This window comes from Pseudomonas sp. PB103, assembly GCF_009764635.1.
In the GTDB taxonomy this organism is placed as follows: Bacteria; Pseudomonadota; Gammaproteobacteria; order Pseudomonadales; family Pseudomonadaceae; genus Aquipseudomonas.
The window spans coordinates 66,079-81,873 of the sequence record NZ_RWIL01000068.1 but is presented as its reverse complement, the minus strand read 5'-3'; the positions used below and the strand labels follow the sequence as shown (position 1 = coordinate 81,873).

The 15,795-nt window shown below is 58.3% G+C and carries 18 protein-coding genes and 1 tRNA gene; 4 read left to right on the top strand and 15 right to left on the bottom strand.

The features are described 5' to 3' along the window. The first annotated feature begins 28 nt into the window (after positions 1-28). The 4 genes from EJA70_RS13095 (at position 29) to EJA70_RS13080 (ending at position 3,902) form a co-directional block, all read left to right on the top strand. A complete protein-coding gene (locus tag EJA70_RS13095; RefSeq protein WP_158831181.1) occupies positions 29-1,405 on the top strand; it encodes an L-serine ammonia-lyase in 1,377 nt (458 codons plus the stop codon). Positions 1,406-1,573: 168 nt separating this feature from the next. After that, positions 1,574-2,698 (top strand): glycine cleavage system aminomethyltransferase GcvT, encoded by a 1,125-nt coding sequence (gene gcvT, locus EJA70_RS13090; RefSeq protein WP_158831179.1) that lies wholly within the window; start codon positions 1,574-1,576, stop codon positions 2,696-2,698. A gap of 405 nt (positions 2,699-3,103) precedes the next feature. Beyond that, complete coding sequence (locus EJA70_RS13085; protein ID WP_003365337.1) at positions 3,104-3,316, top strand: cold-shock protein; 213 nt, start codon at positions 3,104-3,106, stop codon at positions 3,314-3,316. A 97-nt stretch (positions 3,317-3,413) separates the two neighbouring features. Beyond that, positions 3,414-3,902: an RDD family protein gene (locus EJA70_RS13080; protein ID WP_008086520.1), complete on the top strand. Its 489-nt coding sequence runs from the start codon at positions 3,414-3,416 to the stop codon at positions 3,900-3,902. Positions 3,903-3,985: 83 nt separating this feature from the next. Here EJA70_RS13080 and nadA read toward each other — a convergent pair whose 3' ends face one another. From nadA to EJA70_RS13005, 15 genes are all read right to left on the bottom strand, one after another. Continuing rightward, on the bottom strand, positions 3,986-5,044 hold the full coding sequence (nadA, locus tag EJA70_RS13075) for a quinolinate synthase NadA (protein ID WP_158831177.1): 1,059 nt from the start codon (positions 5,042-5,044) through the stop codon (positions 3,986-3,988). Between the two features lie 271 nt (positions 5,045-5,315). After that, positions 5,316-5,391: transfer RNA gene (locus EJA70_RS13070), tRNA-Lys, on the bottom strand. Positions 5,392-5,453: 62 nt separating this feature from the next. After that, complete coding sequence (gene queC / locus EJA70_RS13065) at positions 5,454-6,146, bottom strand: 7-cyano-7-deazaguanine synthase QueC (RefSeq protein ID WP_008080236.1); 693 nt, start codon at positions 6,144-6,146, stop codon at positions 5,454-5,456. A gap of 1 nt (position 6,147) precedes the next feature. Continuing rightward, the gene (gene queE / locus EJA70_RS13060; protein ID WP_158831175.1) at positions 6,148-6,795 is read right to left on the bottom strand and encodes a 7-carboxy-7-deazaguanine synthase QueE; all 648 of its coding nucleotides are present in this window, start codon (positions 6,793-6,795) and stop codon (positions 6,148-6,150) included. A 166-nt stretch (positions 6,796-6,961) separates the two neighbouring features. Continuing rightward, the gene (gene ybgF / locus EJA70_RS13055) at positions 6,962-7,798 is read right to left on the bottom strand and encodes a tol-pal system protein YbgF (RefSeq protein ID WP_008080228.1); all 837 of its coding nucleotides are present in this window, start codon (positions 7,796-7,798) and stop codon (positions 6,962-6,964) included. 6 nt (positions 7,799-7,804) lie between these two features. Beyond that, positions 7,805-8,302 carry a peptidoglycan-associated lipoprotein Pal gene (pal, locus tag EJA70_RS13050; protein WP_003178634.1) on the bottom strand — a complete coding sequence of 166 codons (498 nt, stop codon included), beginning with the start codon at positions 8,300-8,302 and terminating at the stop codon, positions 7,805-7,807. Positions 8,303-8,354: 52 nt separating this feature from the next. Then, positions 8,355-9,635: a Tol-Pal system beta propeller repeat protein TolB gene (gene tolB, locus EJA70_RS13045; RefSeq protein ID WP_177323305.1), complete on the bottom strand. Its 1,281-nt coding sequence runs from the start codon at positions 9,633-9,635 to the stop codon at positions 8,355-8,357. A gap of 17 nt (positions 9,636-9,652) precedes the next feature. Continuing rightward, positions 9,653-10,720: a cell envelope integrity protein TolA gene (tolA, locus tag EJA70_RS13040; RefSeq protein WP_158831173.1), complete on the bottom strand. Its 1,068-nt coding sequence runs from the start codon at positions 10,718-10,720 to the stop codon at positions 9,653-9,655. Then, complete coding sequence (tolR, locus tag EJA70_RS13035) at positions 10,720-11,172, bottom strand: protein TolR (protein WP_161806672.1); 453 nt, start codon at positions 11,170-11,172, stop codon at positions 10,720-10,722. Before tolR ends, tolA begins: the two co-directional genes overlap by 1 nt. 23 nt (positions 11,173-11,195) lie before the next feature. After that, positions 11,196-11,891 (bottom strand): protein TolQ, encoded by a 696-nt coding sequence (gene tolQ, locus EJA70_RS13030; protein ID WP_008080223.1) that lies wholly within the window; start codon positions 11,889-11,891, stop codon positions 11,196-11,198. After that, on the bottom strand, positions 11,881-12,348 hold the full coding sequence (ybgC, locus tag EJA70_RS13025; protein WP_007912735.1) for a tol-pal system-associated acyl-CoA thioesterase: 468 nt from the start codon (positions 12,346-12,348) through the stop codon (positions 11,881-11,883). The genes tolQ and ybgC overlap by 11 nt, the downstream gene beginning before the upstream one ends. Positions 12,349-12,475: 127 nt before the next feature. Then, positions 12,476-13,537, bottom strand: a complete 1,062-nt coding sequence (gene ruvB, locus EJA70_RS13020) for a Holliday junction branch migration DNA helicase RuvB (protein WP_008080222.1) — start codon at positions 13,535-13,537, stop codon at positions 12,476-12,478. Next, entirely contained in the window at positions 13,538-14,146 is a 609-nt protein-coding gene (ruvA, locus tag EJA70_RS13015; protein WP_129395230.1) for a Holliday junction branch migration protein RuvA, read from the bottom strand. 114 nt (positions 14,147-14,260) lie between these two features. Then, positions 14,261-14,788 (bottom strand): crossover junction endodeoxyribonuclease RuvC, encoded by a 528-nt coding sequence (gene ruvC / locus EJA70_RS13010; RefSeq protein ID WP_008080220.1) that lies wholly within the window; start codon positions 14,786-14,788, stop codon positions 14,261-14,263. 156 nt (positions 14,789-14,944) lie between these two features. After that, entirely contained in the window at positions 14,945-15,691 is a 747-nt protein-coding gene (locus EJA70_RS13005; protein ID WP_007912738.1) for a YebC/PmpR family DNA-binding transcriptional regulator, read from the bottom strand. Between the last annotated feature and the right edge of the window lie 104 nt (positions 15,692-15,795).

The following is a 15,795-nucleotide window of genomic DNA, read 5'->3' as shown; positions in this document are numbered from 1 at the left end:
CCTATAACAAGAAACCGGAGAACCACTCATGTCGTTAAGCGTGTTCGACCTGTTCAAGATTGGCATCGGCCCCTCCAGTTCCCACACCGTCGGCCCGATGCGTGCTGCTGCGCGTTTTGCCGAAGGTCTACGCCGTGAAAACCTGCTGTCGGCCACCGCCAGCGTTCGCGTCGAGTTGTACGGTTCCCTCGGCGCCACCGGTAAAGGTCACGGCAGCGACAAAGCCGTGCTGCTCGGCCTCGAAGGCGAACACCCGGACACCGTTGATACCGAAACCGTCGCCGCGCGCCTGCAAGAGATTCGCGGCAATGGCCGTTTGAATCTGCTCGGTGAACACAGCATTGCATTCAACGAGAAAGAACACCTGGCGATGATCCGCAAGCCGCTGGCCTATCACCCCAACGGCATGATCTTCCGCGCCTTCGATGCGGCAGGCCTGCAGATTCGCAGCCGCGAGTACTACTCGGTCGGTGGTGGTTTTGTCGTCGATGAGGATGCGGCTGGTGCCGACCGCATCGTTGAAGACGCCACGCCGCTGACCTTCCCGTTCAAGAGCGCCAAGGACTTGCTCGGTCATTGCGCCACCTACGGCCTGTCGATCAGCCAAGTGATGCTGACCAACGAAAGCGCCTGGCGCCCGGAGGCGGAAACCCGTGCCGGTCTGCTGAACATCTGGCAAGTGATGCAGGACTGCGTTGCTGCCGGTTGCCGTAACGAAGGCATTTTGCCGGGCGGTTTGAAGGTCAAACGCCGTGCGGCGGCGTTGCATCGGCAGCTGTGCAAGAACCCGGAATCAGCGCTGCGCGATCCGTTGTCGGTACTGGACTGGGTCAACCTTTACGCCTTGGCGGTCAATGAAGAAAACGCCAACGGCGGCCGTGTGGTCACGGCGCCAACCAACGGCGCGGCGGGGATCGTTCCGGCGGTGCTGCATTACTACATGCGCTTTATCCCCGGCGCGAATGACGACGGCGTCGTGCGCTTTCTGCTGACAGCAGCCGCCATCGGCATTCTGTACAAGGAAAACGCTTCGATCTCCGGCGCCGAAGTCGGTTGTCAGGGTGAAGTCGGCGTCGCTTGTTCGATGGCCGCCGGCGCCTTGTGTGAAGTGCTCGGCGGCAGCGTTCAGCAAGTCGAGAACGCCGCAGAAATCGGCATGGAGCACAACCTCGGCCTGACCTGCGACCCGATTGGCGGACTGGTGCAGGTGCCGTGCATCGAGCGCAACGCGATGGGCTCGGTGAAAGCCATCAACGCGGTGCGCATGGCCATGCGCGGCGACGGCCAGCATTTCGTCTCCCTCGACAAGGTCATCCGCACCATGCGCCAGACCGGCGCCGACATGAAAAGCAAATACAAAGAGACCGCCCGCGGCGGTCTGGCGGTCAACATTATCGAATGCTGAGCCTTATTTAACGCCGCCTCTCTCAGGGAGACGATCGCATTTAGCCCCCTCTCCCTCCGGGAGAGAAACGTAACTAACTCCCTCTCCCTCCGGGAGAGGGCTGGGGTGAGGGGCTCTTGATCTCGATCTTGCCCCCGATCCCCGAACTACATTTTCAAGGAGCCACGCATGTCTACCGAACAACTGTCGAAAACCCCGCTGCACGCTCTGCACATCGAACTCGGCGCCCGCATGGTGCCGTTCGCCGGCTACGACATGCCGGTGCAATACCCGCTCGGCGTCATGAAAGAACACCAGCACACCCGTGAACACGCCGGGCTGTTCGACGTCTCGCACATGGGCCAGATTCGCCTGACCGGCGCCAACGCCGCCAAAGCCCTGGAAACCCTGGTACCGGTGGATATCATCGACCTGCCAGTGGGCATGCAGCGCTACGCGATGTTCACCAACGAGAGCGGCGGCATCCTCGATGACCTGATGGTCGCCAACCTCGGCAACGATGAACTGTTCCTGGTGGTCAACGCAGCGTGCAAGGATCAGGATCTCGCTCATCTGCAAAAACACATCGGCGCTCAGTGCACCATTACAGAGCTGTTCGAGGAGCGCGCGCTGCTGGCGCTGCAAGGCCCGGCGGCCGTTACCGTGCTGGCGCGTGTTGCCCCGGAAGTGGCGAAGATGACCTTCATGCAGTTCAATCGCGTGTCATTGCTGGGCGTCGATTGCTTCGTCAGCCGCTCGGGCTACACCGGCGAAGACGGTTTCGAAATCTCGGTGCCGGCCGCTGATGCAGCAAAACTCGCCCGCGCCCTGCTCGCCGAACCGGAAGTCGAGGCCATTGGTCTTGGTGCTCGCGACTCGCTGCGCCTTGAAGCTGGCCTGTGCCTGTACGGCCACGACATGAATACCGAAACCACACCGATCGAAGCCAGCCTGCTGTGGGCGATCTCCAAGCCACGCCGTGCTGACGGCGCACGCGCTGGCGGTTTCCCGGGCGCTGAGACCGTCTTCGCCCAGCAACAAAATGGCGTAGCGCGCAAACGTGTAGGCCTGCTGCCACAGGAACGCACCCCGGTGCGCGAAGGCGCAGAAATCGTCAACGCGGCTGGCGAAATCATTGGCAGCGTGTGCAGCGGTGGTTTCGGTCCGACTTTGGGCGGGCCATTGGCGATGGGTTACCTCGACAGCGCTTATGTCGCACTTGATACAGCTGTTTGGGCCATCGTGCGTGGGAAAAAGGTGCAAATGCTTGTAAGCAAAATGCCATTTGTTCCACAACGCTACTATCGTGGTTGATTGACTGTTTCTATAAGTAACGCGGTTGCGTTAAACGTGCACTAATGTGTAACGCAACCGCCATAAAACAGTGCATTGTCTATCAACCGATTCGAATATGAACTTTGCTTATAACGTTCGAAAACAACTGAACAAGCAAATCGTCTAAGCCTGCACTAGTGGACCGACTAACAACCAGCAAGCGCAGCAAAACCGGGGTCTTCACGGGGCTTGTTTTTTCTCCCGTAGTTGGCGTAGAGTTTGTTCACTGTGTTTGCATGGGTCAGCTTGGAATCGTGACCTGGGCAGTAGCCTACAAGTTAGCTACATCCCGTTCGACGTCTTCTTACTCTCCTGCAACCAGCCCCAGTACTCTTTCATGTGAAGGAGACTGTCATTAATTTTTTGCGTCAAAGGAAATAAGAAATGGCTGAACGTCAGAGCGGTACCGTCAAGTGGTTTAACGACGAGAAAGGTTTTGGTTTTATCACTCCTGAAAGCGGTCCGGATCTGTTCGTGCATTTCCGCGCCATCCAGGGCAACGGCTTCAAAAGCCTGAAGGAAGGCCAGAAAGTGACTTTCGTTGCTGTGCAAGGCCAGAAAGGCATGCAGGCTGACGAAGTACAAGCAGAAGGCTAATCTTCTGTAACGAAAAAGCCCCTGATATTGATATCAGGGGCTTTTTTGTGCGCGCGAATCCGTAAAATGGCGCTTCCATTAGCGTCCAGAGGCTGCCATGTCGAAAAACCTGCTCACTCCCCAGGGCGATTTTCCTGCCGTTGGCCTGGGCCGTCGTCTGGCCGCGATGTTCTATGACTTCCTGCTGTGCACCGCTCTGCTGATCGTCACCGGTTTCATTTACAAGCTGATCCAGGCCGCGATCATCGGCGAAGAACGCCTGCGCGTGCTGACCGATGCCGGAAAAATGGACGGCGACCCACTGTATTCGACGGTGCTGTTGTTGGTGCTGTTTGGATTCTTTGCCAAGTTCTGGACCCACGGCGGGCAGACGCTGGGCATGCAGGTGTGGGGCATTCGTGTGCAGAACGCCGATGGCAGCGCGATCAGCCTGTGGCAGGCGCTGCTGCGCTTCATGGTGTCGATTGCGTCATGGCTGTGCGCCGGGATCGGATTCTTCTGGTCGCTGTATGACAAGCAGAAGCGCACGTGGCATGACATCTATTCGGATACTCTCGTGGTGCGAGTCCCGAAGAAACAAAAGTAAGCGCCCACAAAAAAAGATCGCAGCCTTCGGCAGCTCCTACCGAGAACAATGTAGGAGCTGCCGAAGGCTGCGATCTTTTGCTTTCAGGCGTTACCGGCCAACTTCATCCGTGCGGCCTGGGTGAAGTCCAGCATGCGTTTGAGCGGCCGGATCGCCTGCGGAATCAACGCCGGATCAACAAAGATCTCGTTCGTGCCCTCCTTCAAGCTCTTGAGCGTGCGCTCAAGGGTGTTCATGGCCATCCACGGGCAATGTGCGCAACTGCGGCACGCTGCGCCGTTACCGGCGGTTGGCGCTTCGATGAAGACCTTGTCCGGGCACAACTGCTGCATCTTGTAGAAGATGCCACGGTCGGTGGCGACGATCAGCGTCTTGTTCGGCAGCGATTGCGCGGCAGCGATCAACTGACTGGTGGAACCAACAGCGTCCGCCAGCTCGATCACCGACGTCGGCGACTCCGGGTGCACCAGAATCGCGGCGTCCGGGTACAGCCCCTTCATGTCCTCAAGCTGCTTGGACTTGAACTCCTCGTGGACGATGCAGGCACCATCCCACAACAGCATGTCTGCGCCGGTCTTGCGCTGAATGTAGGTACCCAGGTGCTTGTCCGGCCCCCAGATGATCGTCTCACCGTTGTCCATCAGGCTTTCGACGATCTCCAGCGCACAACTCGATGTCACCACCCAGTCAGCCCGAGCCTTCACAGCAGCGGACGTATTGGCGTAGACCACCACCGTGCGCTCCGGGTGCTGATCGCAGAACGCCGAGAACTCGTCGACCGGGCAACCCAGATCCAGCGAGCAGGTCGCCTCGAGAGTCGGCATCAGCACGCGTTTTTCCGGGTTGAGAATCTTCGCCGTCTCGCCCATGAACTTCACGCCGGCGACCACCACGGTCTTGGCCGGGTGGGCGTTGCCGAAGCGCGCCATTTCCAGGGAGTCGGAGACGCAACCGCCGGTTTCTTCGGCCAGGGCCTGAATCACCGGGTCGCAATAAAAGTGAGCCACCAGCACCGCGTCTTGAGCTTTGAGCTCGGCGGCGATGGCGGAACGGTAATAAGCCTCTTCCTCAGCCGTCAGCGGTTTGGGCTGTTTGGCATCGAGGTGGGCTTGAACCAGAAGGCGTTCGGAAATCTGCGTCATGTTCGCAAGACCTGCAGGCGCTTTCGCGCGAAAGTCGAGTATACACCCGGCTCCGGACCGCTTGAGGGTACCGCCGGGAGAGTGAGTATTATCAGGCACGGACAGCATTGAAGCTGCGCAAGGCTACAGAATATCCCGTTGATACAAAAGATCATTCTGACCTGCGTCAGCGCTACTGACACTGAAACGACGCGGGCCCGAATTACAGGCAAAAAAAAACCCGGAAATCCTCACTTTCGTGGGCCTTCCGGATTTTCTAAACCGCCAAAAATGGTGGGTCGTGTGGGATTCGAACCTACGACCAATTGGTTAAAAGCCAACTGCTCTACCAACTGAGCTAACGACCCGCTGTGTGGTGGCGCGTATAATACTGATTTTTAAGGACTATTCAACACCTTTTTGAAAATAATCAAAAATAAGGTGTTGGGTCGTCCACACCAGCGGCCGCGAAGCCTTCTGCGCGCAGGCGGCAGCTGTCGCATTTGGCGCACGCGCGGCCTTCATCGTCGGCCTGATAGCAGGAAACGGTGAGGCCATAATCAACGCCGAGCTTCACGCCTGCCTGGACGATCTGCGCCTTGCTCAGGTTCTGCAACGGCGCCTGGATACGGAAGCCATTGCCTTCCACGCCTGCCTTGGTCGCCAGATTGGCCATGCGCTCGAACGACTCGATGAACTCGGGACGGCAATCCGGGTAACCGGAATAGTCCACCGCGTTCACACCGATAAAGATGTCGCGCGCGCCGAGCACTTCTGCCCAACCCAATGCCAACGACAGGAACACCGTGTTACGCGCCGGCACGTAAGTCACCGGAATGCCTTCACCCAGCTCTTCAGGAATGTCGATGCTGGTGTCGGTCAGGGCCGAGCCGCCCATGCCATTCAGATTGAGGCCAATCACTTTGTGCTCGACCACACCCAAATCACGGGCAACGCGTGCAGCGGCATGCAATTCGGCGTGGGAGCGCTGACCGTAGTCGAAGCTCATGGTGTAGCAGGCGTAACCTTCGGCACGGGCCATCGCTACAACAGTGGCCGAGTCGAGACCACCGGACAGCAGGATTACCGCACGTTTTTCGCTAGTCTTCAGTTGTTCAGTCATATCAGCGCCCCGGCTCATCATTCCATAGATATTTATGCAACTGCAGTTGCAGCCGCACTGGCAGGTTGTCTGCCACCACCCAATCCGCCAGGTCCCTGGCATTGAGGTCATGATGACTTGGGGAGAACAGCACTTCACCCGCACGTCGATCAAGCCCGTACTGGATTAGTTTGGATACCGCCCAGTCATAGTCTTCCCGCGAGCAGATGACAAACTTCACCTGATCATTGGGGGTCAGCAATTCGATATTTTCGTAACGGTTGCGATGGGCTTCTTTCGAACCCGGTGTTTTCAGATCAACCACGCGACTGACGCGCGGATCGACCGCCGAGACGTCGAGAGCGCCGCTGGTTTCCAGCGAGACCTCATAGCCGGCATCACACAACTGTTTAAGCAAAGGGATGGCATTCGGCTGTGCCAGCGGCTCACCGCCGGTGACACAAACGTAGCGCGGACGAAATCCGGCCACTTGGTCGAGGATGTCGTCGAGGGTGCGCACGGTACCGCCACTGAAGGCGTACGCGCTGTCGCAGTATTGGCAACGCAAAGGGCAACCGGTCAGGCGCACAAAAACAGTGGGCAGCCCGGCAGTCCGCGTTTCCCCCTGCAAAGAGTAGAAAACTTCGGTGATTCTCAATGTGTCTTGCATAGTCGCCACGGGCGTAACAGCTAAACAGGCTGTCCGCCTCCGTCAGGCACTTCAGGCAATCGCGCCAACGCGCGGACTACAAGAAGCGTGTTTCAGAAAAAGGGCGTGAATTCTAACGAAAAAACCCGCGACAAGCGCGGGTTTCTTCCAAACGGGTCAAGCGTGCTTACATGCGTTGCAGATCGCGTTGAGCCAACTGAGCGGCGGAGGTACCCGGATATTGGGCCACCACCTGCTGCAGAATGCCTTTGACCTTGTCGGTATGACCAAGGCGGCGCTCTACGTCAGCCAGCTTGTACAGCGAGTCCGGCACTTTGGCGTGCTTGGGATACAACTGCGAAACCTTGGCAAACGCCTGACCTGCACCTTGCAGATCGCCTTTGGCCAAGTTGACTTCGCCCAACCAGTACTGGGCATTGCCCGCGTATTGGCTGTTTGGGTATTTGCGCAGGAAAGCGGCAAAAGCCTGGCTGGCCTTGTCGAAATCCTTGGCTTTGATCAGGTCGAAAGCAGCATCGTAATACAGCTTTTCTTTGGCCGGATCAGCCGGTTCGCTACCCGCAGCAGGTGCCTGGGCAGCAGCCCCGGCGCCAGCAGCAGCTCCGGCAGCAGCACTTGCATCGCCACCGGCAGAAGAATTCTCAGGAGTCGCGGCCGGTGCAGCACCGCCGGTTCCTATGCGCCGATCAAGATCCTGGTATCGCTCCAGGGATTCCTGCTTCATGCGCGCAACCTGATTCTGCAGTTCTTCAATCACGCCTTGCTGGCGCGAGATCTGATCCTGCATCTGTTGCAATTGGTTGAACAGCATGCCTTGTGCCGAGGCAGGGGCCGAAGCCGCTCCCCCGGCATAGGCGCCGTTCGTACCGTAACCTGCAGGCGGATAACTGCTCCCGCTATTGTTATAACCGGAGTTGTCATCGACCACAGGAACCGCAGCCCACGCCGCAAGCGGCGCGAGGCTGAGAGCCAGAACAGTTACAGCACGACGGCACGTTCGCATATCGAATTACTTACGCAGTTCGACGCGACGGTTTTGAGCCCAGGACTGCTCGTCGTTGCCGGTAGCAACTGGACGCTCTTCGCCGTAGGAAACCAGTTCCAGCTGAGCTGGGGAAACACCTTGCAGTACCAGGTAGCGCTGAACGGCTTTCGCACGACGCTCGCCCAGTGCCATGTTGTACTCACGAGTACCACGTTCGTCGGTGTTGCCTTCCAGAACAACGCGAGCGCCGTTTGCTTTCAGGTCTTTGGCGTGAACGTCCAGAGCGCGCATGGCTTCTGGCTTCAGGTCCGAGCTGTCGTATTCGAAGTAGAAGGTGGTGATTGCGCGCAGAGCAGCTTCTTCGCTCAGGGAACCGTCAACGGCACCAGTGTTTGCGCCGTAACCAGCGTTTGGATCAACAGCGCCTTCACCGGCGTTGTCGCCGCCTTTGGACGAGCAACCTACAGCTACAGCCATGGCCAGAGCCAGCGCAGCAAATTTACCAAACTTCAGCATTTCCATCGTGAAACTCCTAATGAACCCCAGTGTGTTAAGTAAAACGTGTAGCGCCCGCTCACTTCAGGTAAGGGGACCAGGACGGTTCTCTGACTTCGCCTTGAGCGGTAGGAAGCGGGAGCCTAACGCGTCCATTAATGGACACGAGCATCAAGACTCCCCGGCCCTGTTGGCGGGTGGCGTAGATTACCATGGTGCCGTTGGGCGCAACAGTAGGCGACTCGTCCAGAGTGCTATCAGTGAGGATCTTTACACTCCCTCGCTGCAAATCCTGGGCTGCCACCTTGAAATTGGTGAAGCCATCCTGACGATGGATCATCACCAAAGTCTTTTCATCCGCCGACAGTTTCGGGTTGGCGTTGTAGTTACCGATGAAGGTCACTCGCTCGGCACCGCCGCCGCTGGCGCTGGTTTTGTAGATCTGTGGCTTGCCGCCGCGGTCCGAAGTGAAGTAGATGGTCGAGCCATCCTTGCCCCAGTACGGTTCGGTGTTGATGCCGGGACCTGCGGTCACACGGGTGATCTGGCGCGAAGCCAGGTTCATCACGTAGATGTCCGGGTTACCGTCCTTGGACAGTACGAAGGCCAGACGATCGCCATTCGGCGACCAGGCGGGCGCGCCGTTCAGGCCTTCGAAGTTGGTGATCTGCTCACGGCGACCGGTGTCGATGTTCTGCATGAAGATGCGTGGGCGCTTCTGCTCGAACGACACGTAGGCGATGCGTTTGCCATCCGGGGCAAAACGCGGCGACAGGATCGGCTCGCGCGATTGCAACAGCGTCACTGCGCGAGCACCGTCATAGTCCGAACGCTGCAGGGTGTAGCGAGTGTTCTTCTCGGAGAAACGCTCAGCCGTCACGTACAGCAGACGCGTCGAAAACGCACCTTCGATACCGGTCAGTTTCTGAAACGACTGGTCGGCGATGAAGTGCGCCATGTCGCGCAACTGCTCAGTCGTACCGGAAACGTTGCCGTCCGCCACTTTCTGCTCGGTGGCCACGTTGAACAGTGCCCACTGTACCTGCAGGCGACCGCCCGCTGGGGCAATGCTGCCGACCATCATGTATTGAGCACCCACCGCCTTCCAGTCACGGAAGATGATTTCGCTCGGCTGGCTTGGCTGGCTGATCATGTTTTGCTTTGGAATCGGCGAGTAGTAGCCCGAGTTCCGCAAATCGTTACCAATGATTTCAGCCATGTCGTCCGGCAGTACGGCACCGCCCTGCATACCGAACGGTACAACGGCGATCGGGGTAGCCCGATCGCTGCCGCTGGTAACCAGAATGTTCTTTTCATCAGCCATCGCGATCCCTGCCATGCAGCAGATCACGACCAGCATTCCTCGAAGAAGGTTTCTCACAAGGCTAGATCCTCAGGTGTGAATGTCATCTTGAATGAACGATACGGAGCGAAATCGCTCGGCTTCATTCCCTGCATTTCTGTCAAACGTCCAATATTCTTCACTGCCGCGACTGCCGACGCATCGAACGGACCGTCGCCACTGGATTTGGCCACGCTGACCGAAGTCACCGTACCGTCCGGCAACATGCCGATTTGCAACACGACCGTCATGCCCTTGCGTGCCGAAGGTGGACGGGCCCAACCTTCTGCAGCTCGCGCACGAATCAGGTCATCGAAACTGCCCGCGACTTCGTCACCCTGCTCATCGGCCAAGGCCTGCTGGCGCTGCGGCGTGTCGGAAAGCAGATCGGCCAAGGCCTGAGCCTTTTTGTCTTCGGTCGATTTACGTGCCGCATCCTGCGCTTTCTTCTTCGCAGCATCGGCAGCAGCTTTCTTCTTCGCTTCGTCGGCGATTTTCTTCTTCGCCTCTTCAGCTTCAGCTTTCTTCTTGGCGTCTTCGGCGGCTTTCTTCTTCGCGTCTTCGACGATCTTCTTCTTGGCTTCTTCAGCAGCCTCTTTCTTGGCTTCTTCCTTAGCCTCTTCTTCAGCCTTCTTCTTGGCTATATCAGCCAATTGTTTCTCTTCGGCCTTCTTGGCTTCGGCTTTTTTCGCGTCGTCAGCTTTCTTGGCGTCATCCGCCTTTTTAGCTTCATCCGTTTTTTTAGCCTCATCGGCCTTCTTGGCTTCCTCGGCTTTTTGAGCCGCTTCTTCTTTCTTTTGTTCCGCAGCGGCCTTGATCTCTTCCTGCTCGACCTTTTTCTGTTCCATCTGCTCGACTTCGGTCTGGCGCGCGGCGGATTTCTTCGCCTCACCCGCAATCTTCTGATTGGTCTGGGTGGTTGCCTGACTTTTCGATTTCAGTTGGTACAGGGTCGCCTGGACAATCGGTTTGGCCGGCGGCAGCTCTGGTGTAAAGGCAAAACTGACGAACAGCATGCCGAACACCAGCACGTGCAGGACAATCGCCAGAACACTAGGCCAGAAGTAGCTTTCCGAGGCGGACGGCTCTCGCTGTTGCTGCATCAGGGGGCCTCGGTAATCAAACCAACATTACCGACCCCGGCTTTCTGCAACCCGCCCATGGCGCCCATGACGGAACCATAATCGACGGTCTTGTCACCGCGGATGAAGACCTGGGTACGCTTGCCGCCTTCGGTACCGGCGCGAATGATCTTGGTCACCGCGTCGGTCATTTGCGGCAGGGTCATGGCCCTGTCCTGTTGCTTCTCGGTATCGACTTCGCTGCCAAGGTTCCAGTAATAGGTCTTGTCAGCCTTGATCGAAATGGTCAGGACCTGTGTGTTGTTGTCCTGCGGCAAGGCTTCGCTGGAAACCTTGGGCAGATCAACTTTCACGCCCTGATTGAGCATCGGCGCGGTCACCATGAAGATGACCAGCAGCACCAACATCACGTCGATGTAAGGCACCACGTTCATCTCGGCGACCGGCTTGCGCTTTTTGCGAGCTCGAGCGATTAAAGCCATTGGAAATTACCTGCTTATTCTTCGCTGGTGTGCACTTTGCGGTGCAGGATCGCCTGGAATTCATCGGCGAAGGTGTAGTAGCGGCCCAGCAAGGTTTCGCTGCGAGCGGCGAAACGGTTGTAAGCGATGACCGCAGGGATCGCGGCGAACAGGCCGATCGCGGTGGCGATCAGGGCTTCGGCGATACCCGGGGCTACGGTGGCCAGGGTCGCTTGTTGGGCGCTGGCCAGGCCGCGGAAGGAGTTCATGATGCCCCACACGGTACCGAACAGGCCGATGTACGGGCTGACCGAACCAACGGTGGCGAGAAACGGCAGGCTCTGCTCGAGTTTCTCTTCCTCGCGGGAGATGGCCACGCGCATGGCACGGGCCACGCCTTCCATTACCGCTTCAGGATCGACGCCTGGCTGCTGACGCAGACGGGAGAATTCCTTGAAACCGGCACGGAAGATTTGCTCGACGCCCGAATCCGGGTCTGGGTTGCTGCCCGCCTGACGGTACAGCTTGGACAGGTCGATACCCGACCAGAAGCGCTCTTCGAAGCTCTCCAGGGCGCGTCGACCGGCACGCAGCAGATTGCTGCGCTGAAAGATCATGATCCATGAGGTCACCGATGCGGCCACCAGGGTCAACATTACCAACTGCACCACGATGCTGGCATTGCTGACCAGGCTCCACATGGAGGAATGGTCGACGACGTTAGCTTCCACGCTTTATCTCCTGCTTTGAGTGTGTACCCGGACCGACCGCGTCGGCAAAGGCCGCACGCAAGTCTTCGGGAAGGGCCCGGGGTTTCAAACTGTTAGTGCGCACACAGGCCACCAAAAACTGCCCTTCACAGAGCAGCACATTATCCGTTGCCCGCCTGACCTGCTGTTTGAAGCGCAGGCTGACCCGGTTCAATTCGATTACATCAGCGCTTACCAGCAGTTCGTCGTCCAGTCGCGCCGGCGCGTGGTAGCGCGCTTCGCTGGAGTGCACGACAAACAACAGATCCTCCCCGGCAAGCTGCGATTGGGCGAAGCCCAGCTCGCGGAGCCGCTCGGTTCGAGCCCGTTCCATAAACTTGAGGTAATTAACGTAATACACGATGCCGCCCGCATCGGTGTCCTCGTAATAAACGCGACAACGATGTGCGAACGGCTCAAGCCCGTTTTGCGCGCGCATACTCTAGTGCTTACTCCTCAGGTTGCCAATCCGGCCAGGCAACTGTTTTTCATGGTTTCAGGGCTTTACTGCAAAAGTACCGTCGTCTGACAGTACAAATCCTGAATAAATCGCCAAAAAATGTGTATCAATCGTCCACGGCATCGAGAAACTCGTCTACCACGGGCATCTCACCCATTCGTGACGGAATGTTTAAACCGAAATGCAGATACGCGTGCCGCGTTACCACCCTGCCCCGTGGTGTGCGCATGATGTAGCCCTGCTGAATCAGGTACGGTTCCAGCACGTCTTCGATGGTGTGACGTTCTTCGCTGATCGCGGCGGCGAGGCTGTCGATACCGACCGGCCCGCCGTCGAACTTCTCGATCATGGTCAACAGTAAACGGCGATCCTGATGATCGAAACCGTGTTCGTCGACATCCAGCAGGTTCAACGCCAGATCCGCCACCGCCTTGGTGATATGGCCCTTGGCGCGGACTTCGGCGAAATCGCGCACGCGCCGTAGCAAACGGTTGGCAATTCGCGGCGTGCCACGGGCGCGCCGGGCGATTTCGAAAGAACCTTCCGGATCCAGCGGCAGACCGAGAATCGCTGCCGACCGACTGACAATCGTCGCCAGGTCGGCCGTGCTGTAGAACTCAAGACGCTGGACGATACCGAATCGGTCACGCAAAGGGTTGGTCAGCATGCCGGCGCGAGTGGTCGCACCCACCAGCGTGAACGGCGGCAGATCGAGTTTGATCGAACGCGCGGCCGGGCCTTCGCCGATCATGATGTCGAGCTGGAAGTCCTCCATCGCCGGGTACAGCACTTCTTCCACGATCGGCGACAGACGATGGATTTCGTCGATGAACAACACATCGTGCGGCTCAAGATTGGTCAGTAATGCCGCCAGATCGCCCGGACGCTCAAGCACTGGGCCCGAGGTGCTCTTGATCGACACACCCATTTCCTGGGCAATGATGTTCGCGAGTGTGGTTTTACCCAAGCCCGGCGGGCCGAAGATCAGCGTGTGATCGAGGGATTCATTACGGCCACGGGCAGCCTGGATGAACAGTTCCATCTGCTCGCGCACGGTCGGCTGGCCAATGTAGTCGGCCAGGCTGACCGGGCGAATGGCCCGGTCCTGGACTTCTTCGCGCTCACGCGGGCTGTGCGCGGCGGCGATCAGACGATCAGCTTCAATCACTTAAATCATTCCCTTCAGGGCGCGGCGGATCAGGTCTTCACTGCTCAAATTTTTGTCCTTGATGGCGGTAATCGCCTTGCTCGCTTCCTGCGGCTTGTAGCCCAGGGAAATCAGCGCACTCACTGCATCGTTCTCGGCAGTGTTGACCGGCGCCGGGCCGTCGGGCTGATTCGGTACCAGCGCAAACATCGCCGGCGAAGTTTCCCAGGCCTTGAAGCGATCCTTCAGTTCGACCAACAGGCGCTCGGCGGTTTTCTTGCCGACGCCCGGTACCTTGGTCAGCGCCGAGGTGTCCTGGGATTGCACACAGCGAACCAGCTCGTCGACTTCCAGACTCGACATCAAGGCCAGGGCTAATTTCGGCCCGACACCATTGAGACGGATCAACTCGCGAAAAAAGTCTCGCTCACGCTTGCCGGAAAAACCATAAAGCAGTTGCGCGTCTTCGCGTACGACCAAATGGGTGTGCAGGGTCAGCGGTTCACCGACCGACGGCAGACGATAAAGCGTGGTCATGGGCACTTCCAGCTCATACCCGAGGCCGTTTACATCCAGAATCAGGTGCGGCGGCTGTTTCTCAGCCAGGGTGCCGCGCAAGCGTCCAATCACGTTTCAGATCCTTGAGCGTTGGCCAGCCGAGGGCTGGCGACTGTCGAAAGACGGATTTCGGGCCGACGACACAGGCGCAAGCATCCGCTTTCAGGAAATTTGATGCTGATGCTATCAGAGACGCAGGCGCCCGCCACGACTGCGTGCAGTGCCCAAGCCGTGCGGCAGCAGACTGGAGCGGGTGTGCGCGTGGCAAATGGCAATGGCCAGGGCGTCGGATGCATCGATTTGCGGTTTGGCGGTCAGCTTGAGCATGTGCATGACCATCATCTGCACTTGTTCTTTATTGGCAGCGCCGGTGCCGACCACGGCTTGTTTGACCTGAGTCGCCGTGTACTCGGCAATTTCCAGGCTCTCTTCAGCGCCAGCGACAATCGCGGCGCCACGGGCCTGACCGAGTTTCAAAGCCGAGTCGGCGTTTTTCGCCATGAAGACTTTTTCAATGCCCATGGTGACCGGGCCGTACGTCTGGATGATTTCGCGCACGCCGCGATAAACGATTTGCAAACGCTCATGCAATTCGCCCGCGCCGGTACGAATGCAGCCGGACGCTACATAAATACAGCCGCCACGCCCGGTATCACGAACAATCCCGTAACCGGTGATGCGCGAACCGGGGTCGATACCAAGAATTAAAGTCATAACGCCTGCAGAAATTAATGCGAAAGCTGAGGGTACAGGTAGGAGCTGCCGAAGGCTGCGATCTTTGTGTTTTTAAAAGATCAAAAGATCGCAGCCTTCGGCAGCTCCTACAGGGGAAGTGTAGAGCCAGCAAAAACTGCGACCTTTCTATTTACATCAACCGAGCTGAGCGGCGACGTCTTCCGGAATGTCTGCGTTGGAGTAGACGTTCTGCACGTCATCCAGATCCTCAAGCATGTCGATCAGCTTGAGCACTTTCTCGGCACCCTCCAGATCCAGCTCGGCGCTGGTGGTCGGCTGCATGACGATTTCGGCGTCATCACCCTTGAACCCGGCCGCTTCCAGCGCGTTACGCACCGCGTAGAAACTGGTGAACGAGGTGAACACGTCGATCGAGCCGTCTTCATGGCTGACCACGTCATCGGCATCGGCTTCCAGCGCCGCTTCGGTCAGGGCGTCTTCATCGACGCCTGGCGCGAAGCTGATCTGGCCTTTGCGCTCGAACAGGTACGCCACCGAACCATCGGTGCCAAGGTTGCCGCCACACTTGCTGAACGCATGGCGCACGGCTGCCGCGGTACGGTTGCGGTTGTCGGTCATGCACTCGACCATCACCGCTACGCCGCCCGGGCCGTAACCTTCGTAGGTCAGCTCTTCAACGTTGTCCGCTTCGGTGGCACCGGCGCCGCGCGCCACGGCACGGTCGATGATGTCGCGGCTCATGTTCGCGCTCAGTGCCTTGTCCAGCGCCAGGCGCAGACGCGGGTTGGAACCCGGATCACCGCCACCCTGGCGGGCCGCAACGGTCAGCTCACGGATCCACTTGGTGAAGATCTTGCCTCTCTTGGCATCCTGACGTTCTTTGCGGTGCTTGATGTTCGCCCACTTGGAATGACCTGCCATAACTCGCTCCGAATTCTCTTTGAAACGTTGCCCGCCCTGCTCATGCAGCGGCCAGCACACAAAAAATCTCGACCTGCTCTCTATAGAAAGAAAAAAGGCGCATC

What these genes read in the sequence shown, in the direction of transcription:
- ybgC (WP_007912735.1), bottom strand. Translation starts at nt 12,348, where the DNA reads ATGCGCGCGCAAAACGGGCTTGAGCCGTTCGCACATCGTTGTCGCGTT.
- ybgF (WP_008080228.1), bottom strand. Translation starts at nt 7,798, where the DNA reads ATGCGAACGTGCCGTCGTGCTGTAACTGTTCTGGCTCTCAGCCTCGCG.
- pal (WP_003178634.1), bottom strand. Translation starts at nt 8,302, where the DNA reads ATGGAAATGCTGAAGTTTGGTAAATTTGCTGCGCTGGCTCTGGCCATG.
- EJA70_RS13080 (WP_008086520.1), top strand. Translation starts at nt 3,414, where the DNA reads ATGTCGAAAAACCTGCTCACTCCCCAGGGCGATTTTCCTGCCGTTGGC.
- queC (WP_008080236.1), bottom strand. Translation starts at nt 6,146, where the DNA reads ATGACTGAACAACTGAAGACTAGCGAAAAACGTGCGGTAATCCTGCTG.
- gcvT (WP_158831179.1), top strand. Translation starts at nt 1,574, where the DNA reads ATGTCTACCGAACAACTGTCGAAAACCCCGCTGCACGCTCTGCACATC.
- tolA (WP_158831173.1), bottom strand. Translation starts at nt 10,720, where the DNA reads ATGCAGCAACAGCGAGAGCCGTCCGCCTCGGAAAGCTACTTCTGGCCT.
- nadA (WP_158831177.1), bottom strand. Translation starts at nt 5,044, where the DNA reads ATGACGCAGATTTCCGAACGCCTTCTGGTTCAAGCCCACCTCGATGCC.
- EJA70_RS13085 (WP_003365337.1), top strand. Translation starts at nt 3,104, where the DNA reads ATGGCTGAACGTCAGAGCGGTACCGTCAAGTGGTTTAACGACGAGAAA.
- ruvC (WP_008080220.1), bottom strand. Translation starts at nt 14,788, where the DNA reads ATGACTTTAATTCTTGGTATCGACCCCGGTTCGCGCATCACCGGTTAC.
- queE (WP_158831175.1), bottom strand. Translation starts at nt 6,795, where the DNA reads ATGCAAGACACATTGAGAATCACCGAAGTTTTCTACTCTTTGCAGGGG.
- EJA70_RS13095 (WP_158831181.1), top strand. Translation starts at nt 29, where the DNA reads ATGTCGTTAAGCGTGTTCGACCTGTTCAAGATTGGCATCGGCCCCTCC.
- EJA70_RS13005 (WP_007912738.1), bottom strand. Translation starts at nt 15,691, where the DNA reads ATGGCAGGTCATTCCAAGTGGGCGAACATCAAGCACCGCAAAGAACGT.
- tolB (WP_177323305.1), bottom strand. Translation starts at nt 9,635, where the DNA reads ATGCTGGTCGTGATCTGCTGCATGGCAGGGATCGCGATGGCTGATGAA.